The following is a 22,466-nucleotide window of genomic DNA, read 5'->3' on the forward strand; positions in this document are numbered from 1 at the left end:
CCCGTGTATGCCAGAAAGAGCTGGCGCGGCTTACTGCGTCACACTGATCCAGTTGATGTTGACGCTGCCGCTCTCGATCTGCAGGCGCAGCACCTGCTGGCCGGCGCTGAGATTCACGGCCTTGCTGATCGTCTGCCAGTTCGTCCAGCCGCCGGTATTCGGCACCGCGACCGCGCCGGAGACGTCGGCGCCGTTCATCAGGACGCGCAGGCGCTTGTTATTAGCCGCGGTGGCGACCCTGAAATTCAGGGTATAAGCGCCCGCTTGCGCCACGTTGACCGTGTACTCCAGCCATTCGCCCGAGGTCGTGGCGCCCACCATGTACGCGCCGTTCACATCCGACGCGCTCCAGATATCCACGTCATCATCGCGGTAGATATTGCCCGCGTTGCCGCTCGTGGCGTCCGCGTAGGCGATGCCGCCGCCGCCGGTGTCGTAATCCTCGGCCTGAATGACGCCGGGCAAGGCCCAGGCGCTGCCGCCGAACGGCGCCTGACCGCTTGGCGGCGGGGTCGAGGTTCCCTGCAGCTCCAGATAGTCGATATTGAAGCTGCCGCTATCGACCTGCAGGCGCAAGACCTGCTGGCCGGCGCTGAGATTCACGGCTTTGCTGATCGTCTGCCAGGTCGTCCAGCCGCCGGTGTTCGGCACCGCGACCGCGCCGGTAAGATCGACTCCGTTCGACAGTACGCGCAGCTGCTTGCCATTGGCCGCGGTGGCGACCCGGAGATTCAGGGTGTAAGCGCCCGCTTGCGCCACGTTGACCGTGTACTCCAGCCATTCGCCGTTGGACATGGCGCCGACCATGTAGTTGCTGTCGCCCGTGATGGACCACATATCCACGTCGTCATTGCGGTAGATGTTGCCCGCATTGCCATTGGTGCTGTCGGAGTAGGCGACGTCGCTCCCGCCCGTGTCGTAATTTTCCGCCTGGATGATGCCGGGCACGGCCCACGGCGTACCGCCAAACGGCGCCTGTCCACCGCTGGGCGGCGGCGTGGAGCTGCTCTGGAATTGCATGTAGTCGATGTTGAAGCTGCCGTTGTCCACCTGCAGGCGCAGAACCTGCGGGCCGGCATTCAGGGTGACCGGCATGCTCACCGTCGTCCAGTTTTCCCAGTTGCCGGTATTGGGTACCGATATCGTGCCGGTGATGTCGGCGCCATTCATCAGAAGGCGGAACTGCTTGCCGTTGGCTGCCGTCACGACGGGCATGGTCAGGGTATACTGGCCCGACTGCGCGACATTGACGCTGTATTCCAGCCATTCCCCCGTCTTGGTCGTGCCGACGTAGAGGGCGCCGTCCGCGGCCCGGGTCCAGATATCCACGTTGTCGCTGCGATAGACGCCGCCGGCGTTGCCGTTGGTGGTGTCGTTGAACGCCACGCCGGATCCGCCCAGATCATAGTTCTCGGCCTCGATCTTGCCCGGGATCTGCCACACCGAGCCACCGTACGGCGACTGCTGAGCCCCGCCACCGCCGGTATCGATCGTAAAGGTCCGGGAAACCACCGAGCTGTCGTTATATCCGTCCAGTTTGGCGATGGCCCTGACCGTGGTGGTCGAGGTCAAAGTGAACGGGCCGCCGTAGGGCGTGGAGCTTCCGGTCGGGGTACTGCCGTTGGTGGTGTAATAGATCGTCGCGCCCGGTGTCGAGCTTGTGAGCTGCACGGTGACGGAATCCTGGTGCGTGCCGCCATTGGGGTTGAAGCTGGGGTCGCTGACCGTAGGGGTCTCGCCGCCGCCCGAACCGGCCCTGGAGTAGACATCGATCTTGTCGAACAGGGGGCCGGCTGTGTATTCCACCGCGCGCAGGCGCACGGTATTGTTGCCGGGGTTCAGGTTTACCAACCAGTCATGGCTGGCCCAGCTCGAAACGCGCCCGGTAGCGGCCGGCTTCACCAGGCCCTGGCTGACCCCGTTTACCAGAAGTTCGACGTTCTTAACGTTACCCTCGTGAGCGTAACGCATGGAGATAACGCGTTGGCCACCGGAAGTTCCGCCGCTGACATTGGTCCACTGGACATAGCCGTTGTTATTCGGCTTGAAGAACCCACTGCCGGTATAGTCGGGTTCATTGGTCTGGATGGCGCCATTTGAAATCGTGCCGTTTTCCGCCTGGTAGGAGGCGAGCAGACTGCCGCGATTGGGGAATTCGCGCAGCGTCAGGGAGGCGTCGTCCCAGTAGCTGACACCGCCTGTTACATCCCACCAGATTCTGAACCCGGCGTCGACCTTCGAGGCCGTGGAGGGCGCCTGGAGGTGGATGGTCGAAGGGAACCAGTCATAGGTTCCATACGGCCCCCACATATACATCTCTTTTGCCAGCGCGGCATTGGAGGCATCCCTCCAGCGCACCACCGCGAGTGGTTTCCCACCCGCGCCATTGCCCGCGACGTTATCGCCTTTGACATATACGGTGTAGACATACTCGGCGCCGGGGGTGATCCCGGGAATGCGCGCCTGAGTGATGTTCGTCTGGGTCTGCGAGGGGTTGCTGTTACCATTGTGGGTCAGCTTTATCGAGCGGTTCCCGCTGTGCGCGACTCCGTTGACCACGGCCCCGTTGGCGGTATTGGAAACCCACGCTGTACCGGTTTCCATTGAAGCATCGGGGATGATGTTGGCCGGGGCCGCGCCATGGGCGGGAAGCGCGATCAGCCCTAGGAGAATAGCGGTGGTCCCCAACCCCATCAGAGGACGGGAGAGATCCTTCCGCAGGCTCCGGATATATTTCAACATGATTGTTATCCTCACTATATTGATAGCAAATAACTTTCCGGATCGTCTGATGGCGCAGAGAAGATATGCTTGTCAGCCGTTTCTTGAGACGGGCAAATGAAGGATTCAGTTCCTCACTTTTTGCACGATTGCGACGAGAAAGCCCGATACTTCCACCTCAGGACCCAAAATTGCCAGCCAAAGATACCATGCGTCGAATTCGTGTGACAACATTCTGACGCCGGATTTTTATGACGATTTTATGGCGATGAATCGGTAAATACGAGGGTTTGCGAGATGGTCTCACGAGTTTTCGGCAACTGAGTGGAGATCGGGGTTGGATATTCCTTATAGATTTATAGAGGGTGGAGAGCATAAGTTATTATGATTACAGGGAAATGCTTGCATCGATCCCGGATTCGGGGAGAATATAATCGGCTCCAGGGCCTTTGAGTTTTCTGGATGCCAGTCTTTACAAGAACAATAAGCAATTAATTATTCAGGGGCTTTTCGAGATGTCCTTTTTCAACAGAATCAAACGGATTCTCAAGCATGGGCTTGAGGGTGTTCGTGGGGAACAACACCCATTTCTTATCGCATCAGAGCCGATAAAGGTATCCAGAGAGGCCATCGAGGTAGCGCGGACCATTCGGGGAGAGCGCCCGCCGGCGCTGATCATCCACGGCGTGATGCCAAGGTCCGGAACGGTATATACCGGCGAGCTACTGCGTCTGCATCCGGATCTGCACGCCTATCCCAATGAATTATGGGAAGTTCCCTTTCTGGAGCTGACCGGCGATATCCTCAGGACCCAAGAGCATTTTTTCCGGGCCTACCGGCAGAACATCAGCCGAATGGGTAACAAGGATTTTCTACCCCTGTTCGGTGCCGCGTTCATTGCCTATCTATACAGCTTCGTCCCCCCCGGCAAGCGCATGCTGCTCAAGATTCCGGATGTGCAGTATTTGAATCATTTCTATACGGTATTTCCCCATGAAACCCCGCTGTTGTTGCTGCGGGATGGGCGGGATCTGGTGGCCTCGACAATAAACTCCTGGCCGGGTAGACGTTTCGATGAGGTATGTCAATTGTGGGCAAACAGCGCCAGGATGATGCTGGCGTTTCAGCGTCAGTATCCGCGGGAGGAATACGAGTACCTGACGATGAAGTACGAAGACGTCGTATTGGCTCCGGAGGCGTTTGTGACCGCCGCTTGCAAAACTTATGGGCTCGATCAGTCGATATATCCCTATGGCCAGATCAAGGATCTACCGGTCAGGGGATCATCCACGGTAAAGGAATTGCAGAGGGGGGGCGTGTCCTGGGATCCGATGGATAAGCCGGATAACTTTAAGTCCGTCGGGCATTGGAGCGAGTGGCCGTCAAGCCGGAAGCGTATCTTCAAGGGGATCTCAGGGCAGGTTCTATTGGAGACGGGTTATTGTAAGGATCTGGACTGGTAATTGATATATAAATGGTGCCGAACAGGCCATGGACAATTTTATCTGCTGGCTAAAGTTGAGCGGTTTGATATTGATCCAATACTCAGAATCTTTCTCTGTTGAGTTTATAACAAAATAACGCCACGCGTGGTTTCATGTGTTCTATTATCGCTTTACAACTAATTGATTCCTTTGGCATGTAGTCGGATGCATTAAAGGTTGCCACTGACTAAACGATAGAGGCGGCGTATATGCTATTTGTCGATTATCCATCCCTCCCAGCACAGCTACATGCTGCGTAACGCATTGGGCTATATAACGTCAGCCTTGTCTTGGGGGGGGGCACTTATGTTATGAAAAATGCTCGATTGATCTGGACACTCTTTGAGGGGAAGGCCACCAGATCATCGGCAAACAGCCAAGTCGTTTTAATGAGTTGAACGCAAGGCATACTTTAAATAGAAGAGTTTTTCTAAAAGCTTGTGACGAAATTTTCGGAATATGAGACGCTCCAATGCCTTCCAGTGCTAGAAAATTAAAGCTCTGCTTCGTTATTCCCAGCCACTGGGCGGGAAGTTACGGTGGCGCCGAGCAGCAGGTGCGTCTATTGATCGACGCGCTTATTCAACAAAAGAGGTTCGAGTTAACCTATATCACCAGAAAGGCCAGCGAGAGCTACAAGCCAGAAGGATACGTCATAGAAAAGGTCAAGTCGGGCTTGCTTGCCGAGAAGCTAGGACTATTTCTCGATGCGCGCGCGCTATTGGCGGCACTGAACAAGATTAGGCCAGATGTAATATATCAGCGCATGGGGTGTTCATATACAGGAATCGCCGCTTTTTATGCTAAAAAGAACAGCTGCCGAATGATTTGGCACATCGCGAACGATGTGAACGTATTGCCATTCCATCTGGATAAAAACAAATCCTATAACATCGTTTCCAGATATCTGGAGAAAAAGATTTTGGAGTATGGCATAAGGAATAGCGGTGGCATCATCGCGCAAACGAATCAGCAGGCTGAGATGCTCAGGACCTATTATGGTTGTACTGCCGAGCAGGTGATCCCGAATTTCCAGCCTATCAGTGTGGCTTCGAGGAAGCGAAATGATTTGATCAAGGTTGTGTGGGTGGCAAATCTCAAGCCTGCAAAACGGCCAGAGCTATTCGTAAATCTTGCCAATGAATTGCATTCTAATTCCGGGATTGAATTCATAATGATTGGCCGCTCAGGCCATTCGGCCTGGCACAAAGATCTGATGGGCAGGATAAAGAGCGCCGCCCATCTCAGGTATCTGGGTGAGCTTCCGCAGGATGAGGTCAATGCCATCTTATCGGAGGCACATATTTTCGTGAATACCAGTGAATACGAAGGCTTCCCCAATACCTTTATTCAGGCATGGATGCGGGAGGTGCCCGTAGTAAGTCTAGAGATAAATCCTGATGGCATTTTTAACGATCGCAGGGTCGGTTTTTTCTCTGGAAACTATAAGCAGATGTGTGCGGATGTTTTAACGATTGCATCTGATGAGAGGCTGAGATCCGATATGGGGTCGCATGCCAGGAGGCATGCCATGAAAAATCATTCTTTGGATAATATTTCCAGAATCATGGAAGTTATCGAGTCTGGATGAATATTATGGTGATGCCAAAAAGTCTACTGATTCGACTCTGCCGGTCCGATATCAAGCCCATTACTGGGAATAATCAGAGCACTTAGGGCAAGCACTTTCTAATCGGTCTAGGAAAATGATCGTGGCGGAGTTATTGAAGTGAAGGCAATCTTAAAAAAGATAATATGGATGGACCCAGATCGGTTTGATTTGAAGCCAAATAAAAGTCCGATGATAGAAATGTCGCGGGCTTTGACGCAGGAGGGATTTGACGTAGTAATCGTGACTGGATACGGAAAGAACCCATATCAGATCAGGGACTCGAGCATTGCTATCGTCAGTCTTTCGTCCATCAATTTATCCTTTCTGTTCAGATATAGTCTCATGATGAACATGCTGATATGGACGGCTTTCAACGCTAAAAGAGACGATATCTTCATTTTGAACCAGACGACTCTACTGCTTTCGCCAGTTTTGCGTCTTCTCGGATTCTCCAATCTTCATCTGGACATTCGCACACTTCCCCTGAGGGCAAATAAATCCTGGAAGAAAAGGATAGATCGATTCTTGTTCTGGACTTTTCCTCTCATGATGTTTGTTCGATTGGTCAGAAGTTATTCATTTATAACCAACCGATTGAGGCTGGCGATCCAGGAAGAGTTTAGCATCACATTTGATGATTACGTTATCTGGCAGTCCGGCGTTAATACGAGGGTTTTCAAGCCGATTGAAAATAATAAGGTACGTGCGGCAGATAACAGATATACGATTTTTTACCATGGAAGCATCTACGGAAATCGTGGCGTGGATAATCTTATTGATGCGATGTCAATTTTAAGGCCTGCATATAAAGATAATGTGCGTCTGGTAATTGTCGGGCCAGTGTTGGATAAGATTGGCTTGGAGGGGCTTATCAATAAGCAAGGATTGAGTGGCACTGTGTTTCTGGAGGGTATGGTTCCGTATGAAGAAATACCAGAAAGAATAGCGCAGGCGGATTGTTGTGTCTGTCCTTTGCCGGATCTAATCGAATGGAATGTCTCAAGTCCGTTGAAGGTTTTTGAATACATGGCGTGCGGCAGGCCCATTATATTGACGCCTATCCCCGCGCATAAGGACGTTGCTGATGGCTTGGACTATATCGTATGGGCAAAGGGATCTCAGGCCGAGGATCTCAGTAATGCAATAGAGTACGCGTTTGATCACAAGGATGAATTGTCGCAGACGGCTATAAAAGCGTACGACCATGTAAAATCAGAATATGACTGGGAAGTTCAGGGTAGAAAGTTATCAGAATATCTGCTGAAGCGGCAGCAATTAGATGATTAACAGGCTAGTTAATTTGATAATTTGCACTGTATTCTTCTCCAGTTTCCTAGCGTCAAATGTACAGAGAGAGCTTACGCTGCTTCCCGAAGTATTATCCTTCCTTATATTTGTGGTGGTGATTGTTAGGTTCGCTGCGCACAAGTCGATGTCGCTGAGCCCGAAGTATGTGATACTTGGCATATTGGTTTTTCTACATGTATTGACGGGATTAGTTGTGAACTCGGTTGCGCCGGGTACCTTGCTAACGGGTCTTCGCCCTTATGTAAAATGGCTGCCAGTGTTTCTTCTGCCAATGGTGTATCCATTTTCAGAAAAGGAAATCAGAAATCAGCTGAGACTAGTGTTAGTTCTGTCGATAATTCAGTGCCCCATTGCTCTTTATCAGAGATTCGTCCAGTACAGGGGGATGGCTACTGGCGACGTGGTCACTGGAACGCTAGGCTTGGGCGCCTCAGGTGTGCTTTCTATTCTTATGCTTTCGGCGATAGCTGTGCTGTTAGCATATTTCATCAGAGAAAAGATACGTGCCGGGGCATTCGTTATTATATTGTGCATCCTGTTCTTGCCAACGATGATCAATGAAACAAAAGCTACGCTGGTACTTTTGCCTATCGTATTGATTATTCCATATCTATATGCATCCAGAAAAAAACTGTCAGCACTGCAGCTAGTAAGTATATCCGCAATATCCTTGTCACTATTGATTGGGTTCGTATATGTCTATGACCAGATTTCGGGTCAATTGGGGCGTGGAGCCAGCATTCTAGAATTTATAACCTCAGATCGCAGCACTTCTTATCTTTATAGTCAAAAAGAACTCTACAAAGAGAAGGACTTGTTGGAGCGTATTCAGATTGGCAGTATGGAACTCCCTAGAGATGTAATAGGTAGCAAAGAAGGTGGTGGTAGGATCGACAAAATACTTCTCCCGATTAATGTATTTTCTGATCGACCGTTAAAATTGTGGCTCGGACTTGGGGTGGGAAATGTATCGACCTCGATCCTAAATGTATTTTCCGGAGAGTATGCCGTACGTCTGGGCGCGGTTAGCGGCGAAATGCTGTTAACATTATTGTTGTGGGAAACAGGTGTTGGTGGCGTAATCCTCTTCGTTTTGTTTCTAATTTTCCTAATCGTTGATGCACATAAATTGTCGAGGTCGGGTGACTCTAGTGCAATTTTGGCATCTGGATGGCTGGGAGTATTGGCAGTTATTCTCATAGCTATGACTTATATCAACATGTTTTATTTTAATACGTTGATATTCATGTTTTCTTATTTTTCTGGTTATGTGGCAGCAAAATCCGCATCCTTGAGATACAATTTTCACAAAGAGAGCAGATGAGCGCGTCATGAAAAAATATGCGTTCATCAAGATCAGGTCGAACCATGCCATTATTGACCAGATCATTAAAATCTTGGCGCATACATTTCCTGACTATCAATTGGATGTTATCGATATAAAAGACATTTTAAGGAATAAAATATTTTATGTATTTATTAATTTATTTCACGTTATAAAAATCTATGGTTTCTCGACAATATTTGAAAGTAAGAGCGTTATTTATAACCGATTCTTTGGTACTCCCTATATGTATCATGTGATCAGTCGCCTGCTGGATTCTCATATAGCGAAGGGTTATGCATTTACTATTCAAGATTGCTCGTTGTTCAACGGGAAGCAGCGTGATATCCCAAATTTCGTATATACAGATCATACGGTTCTAGCCAATAAAAACTACCCTTCCTATGATGAAAAAAGAGATTTGCTGGCGGAATCGTGGATAAACCTTGAGCGTAATATCTACAGCGAAGCAAGTATGGTGTTTACGCGTTCTGAGGCGATCCGTAATTCGGTGATAAATGATTATTCTTGCGACCCTAGTAATGTTGAATGCGTTTATTTTGCGCCATTCATTACAACTAGGAGCGGGGTTGTAAATGCTGAAAAATACAAGAGAAAGAAGATATTATTTGTCGGCATTGAGTGGGAGAGGAAGGGTGGGCCTCAGTTGGTTGAGGCGTTCAAGCAGGTGCTGGAGGTCATTCCTGATGCCAGCCTAGTTGTCGTTGGTTGTGCTCCCACCATTTTGTTACCTAACGTGGAAGTGATTGGTCTTGTCGATAAAGAATACTTACCGCTCTATTATGAAAATGCCTCGGTATTTTGTTTGCCTACCCAACGCGAGCCATTCGGAATAGTCTTTATCGAAGCTATGAGCTACTCATTGCCAGTTATAGGAACCAATATCGGTGCTCTTCCAGAGTTCATCCATGATGGCATCAATGGATATAAGGTCAATACTGGCGATGTAGACAGGTTGTCAGCTCTGCTCATAGAGCTGTTATCTGACCCGATCAAATGCGAACAATTAGGGAAAATGGGCTATGGTATCTACCATGAGAAATTTACGTTGGAAGGAGTTTCATCTCTGCTCAACCACCATATAAGTCGGTTTATTGTATGATTTCTAAGTGTTTAAATAAGTAAATGTGCGTGTCTCTATTATAATGGCTGAACTTTGAAATAAGAATATTTCTAATCCATTGTCGAATCTACTATCAATCAATAATTATTATTACTTCCGCGGCGGTGCGGAAGCGGTATTTCTGAGGCAAAATGCCTTGTTTGAAAGTATGGGTTGGCGCGTGGCGCCATTCTCTATGCGCCATTCGAATAATATTGATTCTCCTTGGTCGGACTACTTTGTCGAGGAAATTGAGTTCGGATCAGAATATTCCCTATGGGGGAAAATTCGGCGTGTTCCGAAGGTGGTTTATTCTCTTGAGGCGCGGAGAAGGGTGCGCAGGCTGCTTGATGTATTTCCTGCTGATATATGCCATGCCCATAATATTTATCACCATATCTCTCCATCGATATTGCATCTGATCAAGCAGCGTGGCATTCCGATCGTCATGACACTTCATGACCTGAAGCTCGCCTGCCCTGCATATAACATGCTTGCCAATGACGGTATTTGCGAGCGCTGTAAGGATGGCCGGATATATAACGTCCTACGTCACAGTTGCATAAAAGGTTCAGTGACTCTGAGCGCGGTAGTCATGGCCGAAACCCTACTCCACCGAGCATTGAAAACATTCGAGCGGCACATAGACAGGTTTATTGTTCCCAGTCATTTTTATATGGCTAAGCTGGCTGAATGGGGTTGGGATAAGTCACGGTTTTTGTACATTCCCAACGCACTCGATGTGGAGACATTCAGCGTTGATTATGTTCCAGGAAAATCATTTGTATATTTTGGAAGGCTAAGTCGGGAAAAGGGTATTTCGACCTTAATCAAGGCCGCCTCTATTGCTGGCGTGTCTTTGACGATTGTAGGGACTGGCCCTGACGAACACCTACTACGGAAACTCTCTAAAGATGAAGGGGCAGATGTTACGTTTCTGGGCTACCTGAAGGGGCAGAAGTTGCATGATGTTGTCCGTTCTGCCCGTGCGGTTGTGCTACCCTCGGAGTGGTATGAGAATGCGCCATTGTCTGTTATGGAAGCCTATGCATTAGGCAAGCCAGTTATTGGTGCCACGATAGGTGGCATCCCAGAATTGATACAGAATGGGATAACAGGCGCCACGTTTGAATCGGGTTCTATCAGAGAACTAGCGGAAATATTGGCCCGATTTTCCTGTCTTCCGGACTCGGATATGTCCAACATGGGGCATGCTGGACGTTCTTGGATAGAAAGGGAATTCAACATGGACCAGTATGGATCTAGGATGCTGAGTTTGTATCGGGAGCTTGGAGTTCAATGAATATAGTTCTAATAGCAGAAGCTCGCAACGGTGAAAAGGGTTTCAGTAATTGATGCGCATAATGGTGCTAGGCCTTCGTGGGTTCCCTAATGTCCAGGGAGGCGTGGAGCAACATGCTGAGCAATTGTATCCTTTGCTAGCTAAGTTGGGTTGCCACATCGATGTAATTGCACGTTCACCCTATGTGCCGCGCGAGCTTCGGATGTGGAATGGCATTACTTTTCACCGATTATGGGCGCCAAGGATCAGGGGGCTGGAAGCGCTGATACATTCCTTGATCGGGGTATTCTATGCCGGCATCAAGAGGCCTGATATCTTGCACATTCATGCTGTTGGCCCTGCGATCATTGCGCCACTCGGTAGAGCGCTAGGACTTAGGGTTGTGGTCACGCATCATGGTCCGGATTATGATCGCGAAAAATGGGGAAGGTCAGCGCGTTGGTTACTTCGGCTAGGTGAGAAGTGGGGTATGCTCTGTGCGAATCAGAGGATTGTCATCTCCAAAGTGATTAGAAAGCTGGTGTTCGATAAATATCGTCTCGATTCAGTTGTTATCCCAAATGGTGTCACTCTCCCAAAAATTCCTGAGACCAAGGAAACGCTGGGGCGATTTTCGCTGGTTGCTAAGAGATATATTTTGTTGGTTAGCCGCTTTGTGCCAGAAAAGAGGCATCTCGACTTAATTGAAGCCTTTGCCATGTCCAGACTTTTGGATTGGAAGCTGGTGTTGGTTGGAGAGGTGGATCGCCGCGACAGGTATTGCATGAAGGTGCTATCTTCCGCCGAGCAGATCCCGGGTGTGGTAATCACAGACTTTCAATTTGGCCAAGCACTACAGGAGTTATATTCGTATGCTGGTCTCTTTGTATTGCCATCATCGCATGAAGGGCTTCCGATTGCTTTGCTTGAGGCATTAAGCTACGGATTACCCGTGCTGGCAAGTGATATACCCGCCAATCTGGAAGTCGGCCTTCCGGAAACTAATTACTTTCCCCTTGGGAATGTCGCCATACTCGCCGGGGTATTGTGCGAGCGGGCTGTTGAGCAGTCAGATGGCGCACAGCGGGAGAGGTTACGTGCATGGGTTAGTGAGCGTTATTGCTGGACAGAGGTGGCGCAACGTACATTGGATACTTATAAAAAAGTATTAAGAAGGTCTAAGATATATTGGTAGTTGCCTAGATCCAAAGCTTAAGAATAAGCTCTGGTCTGCGCGGTTATTCTGATGTGGTCAATCTCTAAGAGGAGCTATGTGAGGAACACCAAGGGGGTGTTATGGGCCTTGTTTATCGATTTCAGAATAATAAAAAATTTTTTATAGAAAAAGGGCAGTCAGAAAAAAACCATATAAAAGTATTTTTAGGAAATAAACTATCTTCTGAGCATGATCCAACCGCAGATGGAATATGGGCGGAATGGGAGTGGGATGGGATTGAATTTAGATTTTCCAATGATAGGCTTGGATTTTACCCGATCTATTATTACAGTTATGAAGGAAAGTTTGGTATCTCCACGTCTATAATTGATCTTGTTGAGAAAGGGGACGTCCCTCTGGATCTCGACGATCAAGCAGTGGCATTCTTTATAAGAATGGGATTTTTTCTCGCTGATGACACCCCATTTAAATACATTCATAGTGCGCCACCAGCCTGTAGTATTAAATGGAAAGATGGGAGAGTGGAGGTATTTACAAAAGGGTGTATATCATCACAGATAGCAGTCGGGTTATCTAGAGGGGCGGCGATCAAAGAGTATGGAGAGAGATTTCAGAATGCTATTAATAATACAACTCCTGATAAGAACGAAAAGGTTGGTGTCCCGTTAAGTGGTGGAAGGGACTCGAGGCATATTGCCTTGGCATTATATGAGGGTGGGGTAAATATACATTCGTTTTTGACTGTTAATAAGGGCCAGGATTTGACAGTCTCTCGCCAAGTAGCGCGTGAGTTGGGAATAGCTCAGTCAGTTATATATCAAAAGGGGTCTAGATTCGGGCAAGAAATTCGTAAGAATTATCTTACCAGTTTTTGTGCTGATGAGCATGCATGGGCTTTAGGCTTGGCCAATTCTATTGAAGAAAATCGATACACGGTTATTTATGATGGGATTGGTGGTGATGTTTTATCTGCGAGCGCGTTCCTCAATGAAAGGAGATTAGATTTATATAGAAAGGAAAAGTTAGAGCAACTGGCAGAGCATCTAATGATAGACGAAGGTTATATACGATATTCTCTGCCAGAGGATTTTTATCAACGATTTAGCCGTGAACGAGCGGTCAATAAATTAACGGAGGAGTTAAGGAAGCATGTAAACACGCCAAATCCTGTTTCGCAATTCTTTTTTTGGAATAGAACGAGGAGAGAAATAGCATTATTGCCATGGGGTCTCTATAGGCGGGATATCAAAATTATGGCTCCTTATTTAATGAAAGGTATCTATGACTTTCTAACAGGATTGCCTGCCGAGTATATGCTCAACCGTCAATTCCATGAGCAAGCTATAAATAATCAATATGCTAAACACAGTCATATCCCTTATGAGGATAAGTCGGTATCTACACAAAGATTGTGTAAGCAATTTATTAAGACATTCAGAGAGGCGAGATTAATTAAAAACTATATTAATTATATTTCTATCTCTGGCGTCAAGAAATTTGATATCGGACTCGGGGCGCATTTCATAAAGCTGATTGGCATGTACTCAATGGCCCGCTCAAATGATCAATTCTTAAATTCCTTGAGAAGGATCATTTGGTTGGTACAGCTGTTGAGCCTACAGAAAATAAAGTAGCTTGACGATTTCTATTTGTGAGGCGGCTGGATTTGGCTGCTGCGAGCATAACGCAAATAGCCGAGGCTTCGCGCGAAAGAATTCTTCAGCCAGCGCGCCTGAACCTCGGGTGCCCGCATTTTTATATTTGGCCCTTCATCAGAGATGAGGTCGTTTCGCACATCGTGGAGTGTGAGCATTTTCATGATGCCCTGCAAATAGCCTGACTTTTTAATACGAAGAGCTACCAGTTCCTCCAATTGCGGATCATTGATCTGCTTATAGTAAATAGTACGTAATTCTTGTGTGACAGCAGTCCGGTTGTTATTGGTTCTTTCTTCAAAATTGGCAGCAGAACTCTGATCTTGAAGGTGTACTCGCGCCGACTCGTTTCCAAACAGAAGATGGTGTTTCTTGTGCCAGAACTTCTCTTTTCCCTCGAAATAAGGTATGCCTAAGTAGCAACAAATATTCTCAAGCACTGCTGGGTCTCGTGTATAGTCGGAGTAGGGTACGGAGCGCCAGTCAGCTATCTTGGTTGTATATAGACGAAAATAGTTTATCCACGAACTCTCCCATTTGTCGTAACCTTTGCCCCGCTTTTTTAATGAATGCGCGTATTCTAGAGGGGTTTTCCATATAACAATATGCTTGGTTTCAATGCCGGACTTTCTAAGAAGCTTCGACTGATAGTTAATCCAAAAGGGATCCTTGCTGGAATCAATGATAAACCTTACCTCAGGTTTAAGTTCGAAGATCTTGTTATAGAGATTCTGCTTCCCCGCGGCGCGCACTTGTGACCAGAAGTTACAATTTATTTCTCCGCATCCACATATTGGATCTATATGGTGTGCGCGATAGGGGTGAATCAGTGCATTGACTTCCCCGGTTGAGAACCCAGCAGGATCATTTCCCAGCGTCATGTCAAAAAAGGTAGAACCACTAAATGCGGTTCCCCCAACAAAGATCAGTTTTCTTTCTGTCATTTGAGTTATTACCATCAATGGGGATGTTCTTTGGAGGGATATTTTTTAGATAAATCAGCCAGATTTTCCGGAGGCGCTGCCATGGTTGTACTTTTCTGGTTTAAAGTATTTTTCTATTAGTTTCGGCTGATTTATATGCACTGCATTTATGAGTTGGCGGAAATTGGTTATATAGATTTTTATGCATTTGTGAGGCATATGATTATGTTACAGTTTGCTCGATTGGGTTCTATATTTTCTGTGTGGCATATGCGAGTGACTTGTGGTGCTCGATGAAACACAGCTTTGCTCTTGAAAAATTTTCCGCGATGTTCCTGTAGAGAAATTCGTTATAGATGGGTGGCAAATAATCTCGATAAGGCAGAGCATTGGCGATAACGATCAGAATATCTGTTATTTGAATCGGAAGGAAACTTCATCTGGCCAATATAGCGTACAGGAAGGATAAACGCCCCTTTTCGTATCCGTCAACCAGTTATTCACGGGGGGAGTGTTTAGATAGTTCATTGTTGTTACATCCAAGAAACGGCAACGGGAGCCGAATGTGAGGTGATGACGTACTTGCTTCAATGATGAGTCTGGGGCAGGGTCGGATAGTATTCGTATGCAGCCCGAGCCAGTTCAAGGAGCTAGTTGTGCTTGTATTATGAAATACCCTTTGAAGCTCCAACAGACTCAGGGTTCATATCCTGGGGGCAGATATGGGAAAGCAAATGTTCCTGGTGGCCCGAATGTATCAAGTGCCTGGTGAACCTCTTCAAGAGTCGGCGGGTTATTGTGCCAAGGGGTGTCCCATGATACAGCAAGATTATGGACGGGCATTATGCCGGGTGGGTCTTCGCCGGCCCGGCCTAGCCCAGAATTCCTCTTTGCCGGATCTGTCGCTTTTGGCGAGCCCGAGAGCGCCCATACAATATGGGAAAATGTCTGTGGCACAGTTACATTGCTGTAATTCCATGGATTGGGAATGCCAGCTGCAAAGAAAGTGGTTTCTCTCTGTCCGTTACTTTCAGTCGCCTGCGACAGAAATCTAATATCCTTCTGATAAACGCCATTCAGGTCATTAAACCTGGTCGCGCTAGTGAAATTATCTGTTCCCACCATTTTCATGTCAGGGAAGTTCGCACCCATGTGTGGGTTGTTCATATATTGCCAGCGTATATCAAGCCCCCCCCCTACCAGGGTCGACTGTGTTACATAGATGCCAGATGCCGCATAAATCTCTGCAATCTTTCTGTTAAGCAGGCTCATGCCATGATAATAGTCTGTTGAGTTGTAATCGCTGGGGAGATTACCTGACGGCTCCGCTTCTGGACAGCGTATAAACATGACCTTGTTTATATTGCCAGTTGCAACTAAATGGTCATACATTGCTTTGACAAAGATTAAAATCTCATCGATTACATATGGCGCAGTGCCTCTGTTTCTTAGTCCTCTAGCATCAGGCCCAGAATATCGATAGAACTTGGGAACCCAATGTGACGTTCCATCAGTGCTCCAAACGGCATCATACGGAGCTGCATTTAACCACGCCGGAGTGCTGGGACTGTTTCCCCACGAAACTACTCCTAGATTAAGTACCAGGAGCGCCCCTTCGTTTTGTACTGCATTGATTTTAAATGCTGCATCAAGAAGGCTCCAATCATATCCCGGGTCAGTGTGATTTGCCGGATTAGAGGGTCTGATATTCTGGTTGGTGTAATATCTCCACATGCGTAAGGGAAATACTATCCCACCATATACCCCGGGTGGCCGATATGAGGCTTTGCGATTCGGGCTGGTGGTAAATAAGGCCTGCCACTTAGATTCCATGAGGGAAGGGGAAGGATTTTCTTCCGATGTATCCACCACGATGCCGGGGCGGAATTTCAAATTTGTTCCGGGGAATACTCCGGATTGGCTACTTGATACATTTGCAGCAGAGGAATTGCTGGAAGCGGCACATTGAATCCCCTCCGAGTGTTCGATGCATATGTCCGTCGGCGTCGTCGGAGGAGCTGCTGGGGCCGCTCCAATCGAGCTTGCCAGTAGGAAGATCAGAAGATAGAGGGATTGTTTCAACATGATAGGTTTTGTGCTCGTATCTGGATAAACGAAGGGGTGTGCGTCGCGGCGCATGGATATGCTCATGTTCTTGTCATGCATTGGCAGGTTGTTCTCAGTCTCAGATGGTCAGGGGGACCATGGTGCATGCGGGCATAGACCAGTCTGAGATACCATCGGCATTATAAGCGCGAAGCTTAAAGCAGATATTATCCCCGGGTTTCATGCCTAAATCATACCAGGAGTCATACTGTATAGCCGGATTCACGGGGTCAAAGCTCCCGGCGAATGCCTGAATATTCGTGGTTTCGGTGGTGACCGCATTTTCGCTGGGGCCGAAATAGACGATATAGCCCTGTATGGAATCAGAATTGGGTGACCAGGTGAGCGTTAATGTGGTGTTTGTAACATCAGCCTGATCATCTATGTTGCCAGACAGGATCTCGATCGAGTTGAGATTGAAGCTACCATTGTCCACCTGCATGCGCAGCACGTGCAGGCCGGCGCTGAGATTGACGGATTTCCTGACGGTCTGCCAGGTTTGCCAGCCGCCGGTGTTGGGGATGGCAATCGCGCCGGTAAGATCGCTGCCATCCACCAGGATGCGAGCCAGTTTTCCACTGTCGGCGGTGGCCACACGCAGGTTTATGGTATAGGTTCCGGTAGTGGTCACGTTGACGGTATATTCCAGCCACTCCCCGGCCTGGGTAGTGCCCACCATGTAGCCTCCGCCAATGTCGGTGGAGACCCAGATGTCCACATTGTCGCTGCGCAGATAACCGCCAGAGTTGCCGTTGGTAGTGTCGGAGTAGGCAACCCCGTCACCGCCTTCGTCGTAATACTCGGCCTCGATCAGGCCCGGAACCGTCCAGGGCGTCCCGCCATGAGGTTTTTGTAGGGGGTCAATGACTACCACCGGCGTCGTTTGCGTCCCATTGGTCTGTCCGCTGGAGCTGTCAGCCGTGATCTTGATCGAATTGAGGTTGAAGCTGCCGTTGTCGACCTGCACACGCAGGACATGCAGGCCGGATCCAAGATTGACGGATTTTCCTACGGTCTGCCAGGTTTGCCAGCCGCCAGTGTTGGGGACCGCAATCGACCCGGTAAGGTCGCTGCCGTCCAGCAGGACGCGGGCCAGTTTACCGTCTTCGGCGGAGGCCACACGCAGGTTGATGACGTAGGCACCGGTGTTGACCACGTTGACGGTATATTCCAGCCATTCCCCGGTCTTTGTCGTACCCACCATGTAGCCACCGCCTGTATCGGTGGAGACCCAGATGTCCACATTGTCGCTGCGCAGATAGCCGCCGGCATTGCCGAGGGTGGTGTCGGAGTAGGCGACCCCGTCACCGCCTTCGTCGTAAAACTCGGCCTCGATCAGGCCCGGAACCGTCCAGGGTGTCCCGCCATAGGCTCGTTGCGCGGAGTCGGTGGCGGGTCCCACGGGGATACTGCTTATTACCTGTTCCACAACCGCGGTTTCCTCGGTATTGGCCGGATTGAGGATTTCCGACATGGCATCGTCGAGCAAGCTGGTGTTGTTTGCCGCGGCCAGATTGATGGCGATTTCCTGCGCTGTGCTGCCGACTTCAATAGTGGTGATGCTGGTCTGAATATCTGCGAGCCCCGCACTGGGGGCAATGACAGCAGCTACAGCGAGAGCGGTCTGTACGTTCTGCAAAATTTCCATGTTAACTGGAAGTTCCCCCGTTGTCTCGGTCGCGGTGGGCATAATCGCCTTGATCGAGTCATCCAGTTGACTGGTGGCCGGAGCATTATTCACTTGCAGGTTATTGCTAAGGGCTTCAATTAGTACTTGCCCGGAAGCAACTGTTGCAGTTGCAGAAACTGTGGTGTCAGCCCCTGAGGCTCCCTTGCCATCGAGCACGCCATCCGTCATATCGGCGGCGAGGCTCTCAATCAAGGTGTTTTGAGTAACCTCACTATTGACGCTGGAAAGGGCGGAATAGTTCCTTCGAATTATCTCCGCGAGCACCTCGCTCGATTTGACGACGGTCGCGACATTCTGCTCGGTTACGGGTGTCGTGATTGGATTCGGCATCTTCTTGGTATCCAGGCCGGCATTGAAGCCCGCAAGGATGTTCCGATTGGCCGTGACCAGATTCGCGGGGGTCAGGCCCGAGGGCATTTTCTGCGCCGTCTTCACGATCAGTGTGGAGAATGGGTTGATGTTCGCCGTGGTCTCCTGCGTGCTCATCACGGTGCTGACCATATTGAAGGTCGGCTCGGCATTGGTGACCAGGTCGGTGCCGCCGCTGGAAGAGATCGTCACCGGGAATGCCGTGCCGGCGGGAATGTTGGCGGAGTAGCGGGCCTGGTAGTCGCTGTAGACCTTCGCCAGTTCCTGCCCTCCGGCGTCCCTGATGGTGATGGCGGCCCCGATCACGGGGCCATCGACGATGCTCCCGCTGATGGTGATCTGGGAATCGCTGCGCGATACTCCCTGGATCGTGGCGGTTCCGGTTTGTCCGTTGCTGTCGTTTTCACCATTGGTGGAACCCAGGATGACACCGGTCTCATGGTTTTCGCCCGATGCTGAATCATCCCCGCCTCCGCAGGCCGTCAGTGTGCCGACTAGAAATAATATGGAGGAGAGCGAGATCAGCCTGATCTTTGCGGGACGAAACATTCAGTCTTACCTTTGGGTTCGCGGCCATGTTCAGGACCTGTTACCTAGCAGCCGTATGTTGCCCGGGTTCGTCGCAGGCTTCCGTGAGGGGGTTCATCGGGGAGCTGTGAGATCAGTCACAGATCGGGAATCCCATGTGGAAAAGGCCGGGTTTCCAGGGGTGGAACTGCTTGTTCGCACGATGATATGACCGCAAACCCTCCCGTCACGGGAAGGCGGGGTCATGCTGTGTTAGCGTGTTGAGACCGGAACTGGCGCACACTTTCGCATGGTGTGCGGGAAACCCGGATCGCGTTCAGAGCTGTTTCAGCCGGCGGGTGTGGAAATGCTGAACTGGCGCGATCGAACGGTATGGCGCCGTTCGTGGAGGAATATCAGGGAATCAGGTGTAGGTGAAGCACACGGCGTCGGAGAAATCGGAAGTGCCTTCGGCGTTGTAGGCCTTGATCCGGAAGCAGGAGGCGTCGCCGGTATTCAATCCGAGATCCAGCGTGGGGTCGTAATGAACCGTGGTCTCCAGCGTGATGGCCAGCAAGGCCGTGGCACTCTCCGGCGTGGGTCCGTGAAAGATCATGTAGCCGTCGATGAAGCCGGTGCTCGGGCGCCAGGATAGAGTGAGGGTGTACGGTGATTCCTGTTGCTCGGCATCCGAATCCAGATCGGAGTAGTCGTCCAGATCGTAGTCCGAAGAATCGTTCTGGGCCACGTCGTCCGGATCCTCACGGGTATCCTGGCCGCCGGGCAGCATGACGACACCTGTGCTTCTTGTGCCGGATGTGTTCGGGCTGTTATTGTCGTAGCAACCGGTAAGCAGTGCGAAAGCGACGAGGATCAGAAGGCCCTGAACGTATGTGGTGAGAGGGTGGTGTGATGACATGCTCAACAATTTTTCATCTTTGACGATTTGTTAAAGTGGGTATCGGCAGGATTGAGAAATCAGCTTAATTCATACAAATCCGTTTGTTCGTAATCCCTGTGTGTCGAGTCGAGGGAATTGCCTGTCGGTGCGCTGGTCTAACTGGTTGATTTTTGGTGATGTAATTCTATTGGATGTCAGAACCGCTATATATAGTGGTTTAGAAATTGACCACATACTATATACATGGTTACAGGATGTCTAGCCTTGATCGCCACTTCAATTTTCTTGGTAATCGTAACTGACCGTGAATCAAAGCATCTTTAATTTGGCCCTCGATTTTTTCCGGTCGCCGTCGGAGCATGATGCCTTGGTCGATCCGGCCGCCCCCTTGCCGCCGGACGTCAGCTCTCTCCTTGACGCAATCGCCAGTGAGAAGGATCCCTCCACCGGTGACGCCGTGGTCATTTCCGAGGAAATGCGCGCCGCGATCTCGTTTCTGATCCAGCAGTCGTTTTTTATCCCCGGCGCCGATTATTACCGTGTGCTGGGTTTGAATCGCGGCGCGTCTTCCGACCAGATCCGAAGGCATTACAAGCAGCTGATGCATATTTTCCTGCAGGAGGGGGGAGCGGTCGCCTGGGACATGAATCACGCCATGCTGATCAATCGCGCCTACAGCGTGCTTCGCGATCCGGAACAGCGGCGCATATACGATCAGGGGTTGCAGCGTCAGATGATGGGCAAGGCCAGGCCCACCTCGCCGGCAGGATCCGGGGCGAATGTGTCGGAGAAGATTTCATACTTCCCCGGGCAGGGTGAACAGGAAGGTCCCGCATCATCGGAGCGACTGACGGCGCAGAAATCCTCACCGCGGTCTTCCTATCTCGCGCACAGCGTGGACCGCGTATCGAGTGTTCCGGTCCCGTCCCCGGAAATGCAGGAATCCGGGGGCGCACTCGAAGCGCGCGAACCCGGTTTCATCAAGGAACCCGCAGCGGAGCTGTTTCCGGTCGATTCAGGGGACGTGGGGGGGGGAGGGGAATCATTTCCCAGGGCGGTACCCATGGCGGAGCCCGGCCGGCATCAACATTCGCCGGTAAAGTCCTTTTTCAAGAGCGCGCTGACCGTAGCGGCGCTTGCCGCGATATTCATTGCGGTTGCCGTCTTCATTCTGGGGACGCCTCCGGCACTGGAGGAGGACGCCGCGGAAGATTCTTTGGCCACCGATGCTGTCGATATTCAGGCCGGCAGCGTCGGGCGGAATACCGCCTTATCGGATGCTCGAGGCTCCGTTGCGGATGAAAATTCACTCGAGCGGGTTCCCGACCTGTCCTCGTCCGGAGAGAAAACGGAGAGTCTGCGGGATGGGCTCGCGCGTGAGCCCGGAGGCTTGCCGGTTTCCGGAGAAGTGTCGTCGCTTGCTGACGGCGGGGCAGGGTCCGATCCGGCTTCGCGTGGTGTGGCCGGCAGTCCCGATGAGCGCGCTTCAGGTGAGATTTCCGCTCTGGCCGTCGTGGCGGGCGAGAATGCGCAACAGAAGTCGGCGGAGACCCCGGTAGCCAAGGTCCGTAAGCCCGCCGATGACACGCAGAGCCCGGCGCAGAAGCTCGAATCGATGCGTCCCCCTGAAGCCGTGAAGAAGCCGGCATCGACCAAAGTGGAAAGCAAGGCCCCTGAAGTCAAGCAAAGCGTTTCGGCGAATACGCCGCGGGTGGTCGAAAGCGGAGCTGCCGTCAAGCTGGAGCAGAAGCCAGCCAGTTCCGGGGTGAAGCAGGAAAGCCCCGTTGCGGAGGTGTCCGGAATAAAGACCATGCCTGAACCCCGGGTTGAACCGGTTTCCCCGGTGCCTCAGGTTCCGATGGTCTCTTCGCCACCTCCACCACCTCCGGCGCCCGTGATCACCGATGCGCTGCGTTTCGAGCTCGATGCCGTTACGGCCTCGTTCAGTCGCGCCTATGAAGCCGGGGATCTTGCCCGTCTGATGAGCCTGTTCGCGGAGAATGCCAGCACCAATGATCAGAGCAGCAGGCAGGGAATAGAGAAGGACTATCGGGATTTGTTCGAGCAGACCGATCGGCGCGCATTCGTGTTCGAGCGCGTAAACTGGAGCGCGGATCAGAACGGCGGTTACATCGGCGAGAGTGTTTTTCACGTCTACGTCAATCTGAAGGGGCAGTCCGGCTCGAATGCCCTCGACGGTCGAGTGACGTTCCATCTGCAGAAACGACCGCAGGGTTTTGTCATCACCCGGATGATTCATGGCTACGATTGACGCCTGATTCGC

General features: G+C 50.5%; 14 protein-coding genes. 9 read left to right on the forward strand and 5 right to left on the reverse strand.

Going from position 1 to position 22,466, the window contains the following annotated elements:
• Positions 1 to 30: 30 nt before the first annotated feature.
• Positions 31 to 2,742 carry a carbohydrate-binding protein gene (locus IPM20_14060; protein MBK9132737.1) on the reverse strand — a complete coding sequence of 904 codons (2,712 nt, stop codon included), beginning with the start codon at positions 2,740 to 2,742 and terminating at the stop codon, positions 31 to 33.
• A gap of 428 nt (positions 2,743 to 3,170) precedes the next feature.
• Between IPM20_14060 and IPM20_14065 the strand changes: the two genes are divergently transcribed.
• From IPM20_14065 to IPM20_14100, 8 genes are all read left to right on the forward strand, one after another.
• Entirely contained in the window at positions 3,171 to 4,184 is a 1,014-nt protein-coding gene (locus tag IPM20_14065; GenBank protein ID MBK9132738.1) for a sulfotransferase, read from the forward strand.
• Positions 4,185 to 4,677: 493 nt separating this feature from the next.
• Positions 4,678 to 5,796, forward strand: a complete 1,119-nt coding sequence (locus tag IPM20_14070) for a glycosyltransferase family 4 protein (GenBank protein MBK9132739.1) — start codon at positions 4,678 to 4,680, stop codon at positions 5,794 to 5,796.
• 138 nt (positions 5,797 to 5,934) lie between these two features.
• Complete coding sequence (locus tag IPM20_14075; GenBank protein ID MBK9132740.1) at positions 5,935 to 7,104, forward strand: glycosyltransferase; 1,170 nt, start codon at positions 5,935 to 5,937, stop codon at positions 7,102 to 7,104.
• Between the two features lie 406 nt (positions 7,105 to 7,510).
• Positions 7,511 to 8,449 carry a hypothetical protein gene (locus tag IPM20_14080; protein ID MBK9132741.1) on the forward strand — a complete coding sequence of 313 codons (939 nt, stop codon included), beginning with the start codon at positions 7,511 to 7,513 and terminating at the stop codon, positions 8,447 to 8,449.
• Positions 8,450 to 8,456: 7 nt separating this feature from the next.
• The gene (locus tag IPM20_14085; GenBank protein MBK9132742.1) at positions 8,457 to 9,572 is read left to right on the forward strand and encodes a glycosyltransferase family 4 protein; all 1,116 of its coding nucleotides are present in this window, start codon (positions 8,457 to 8,459) and stop codon (positions 9,570 to 9,572) included.
• A gap of 169 nt (positions 9,573 to 9,741) precedes the next feature.
• Positions 9,742 to 10,875, forward strand: coding sequence for a glycosyltransferase family 4 protein (locus tag IPM20_14090; GenBank protein MBK9132743.1), 1,134 nt, complete (start codon positions 9,742 to 9,744; stop codon positions 10,873 to 10,875).
• A 52-nt stretch (positions 10,876 to 10,927) separates the two neighbouring features.
• The gene (locus IPM20_14095) at positions 10,928 to 12,049 is read left to right on the forward strand and encodes a glycosyltransferase family 4 protein (protein MBK9132744.1); all 1,122 of its coding nucleotides are present in this window, start codon (positions 10,928 to 10,930) and stop codon (positions 12,047 to 12,049) included.
• Positions 12,050 to 12,150: 101 nt separating this feature from the next.
• Positions 12,151 to 13,665 carry a hypothetical protein gene (locus IPM20_14100; GenBank protein MBK9132745.1) on the forward strand — a complete coding sequence of 505 codons (1,515 nt, stop codon included), beginning with the start codon at positions 12,151 to 12,153 and terminating at the stop codon, positions 13,663 to 13,665.
• Positions 13,666 to 13,676: 11 nt separating this feature from the next.
• On the opposite strand, the gene IPM20_14105 is transcribed toward IPM20_14100, so the two are convergent.
• The 4 genes from IPM20_14105 to IPM20_14120 form a co-directional block, all read right to left on the reverse strand.
• Positions 13,677 to 14,630 carry a hypothetical protein gene (locus IPM20_14105; protein ID MBK9132746.1) on the reverse strand — a complete coding sequence of 318 codons (954 nt, stop codon included), beginning with the start codon at positions 14,628 to 14,630 and terminating at the stop codon, positions 13,677 to 13,679.
• A 675-nt stretch (positions 14,631 to 15,305) separates the two neighbouring features.
• Positions 15,306 to 16,775, reverse strand: coding sequence for a hypothetical protein (locus tag IPM20_14110; protein ID MBK9132747.1), 1,470 nt, complete (start codon positions 16,773 to 16,775; stop codon positions 15,306 to 15,308).
• A gap of 19 nt (positions 16,776 to 16,794) precedes the next feature.
• Positions 16,795 to 19,323 (reverse strand): carbohydrate-binding protein, encoded by a 2,529-nt coding sequence (locus IPM20_14115; GenBank protein ID MBK9132748.1) that lies wholly within the window; start codon positions 19,321 to 19,323, stop codon positions 16,795 to 16,797.
• Between the two features lie 382 nt (positions 19,324 to 19,705).
• Positions 19,706 to 20,071 (reverse strand): fibronectin type III domain-containing protein, encoded by a 366-nt coding sequence (locus IPM20_14120; protein ID MBK9132749.1) that lies wholly within the window; start codon positions 20,069 to 20,071, stop codon positions 19,706 to 19,708.
• Positions 20,072 to 20,486: 415 nt separating this feature from the next.
• Here IPM20_14120 and IPM20_14125 point away from each other — a divergent pair, with 415 nt between their 5' ends.
• A complete protein-coding gene (locus tag IPM20_14125; GenBank protein MBK9132750.1) occupies positions 20,487 to 22,454 on the forward strand; it encodes a DnaJ domain-containing protein in 1,968 nt (655 codons plus the stop codon).
• The last annotated feature ends 12 nt before the right edge of the window (positions 22,455 to 22,466 follow it).

The organism is Gammaproteobacteria bacterium, assembly GCA_016716465.1.
Taxonomy (GTDB): Bacteria; Pseudomonadota; Gammaproteobacteria; order SZUA-140; family SZUA-140; genus JADJWH01.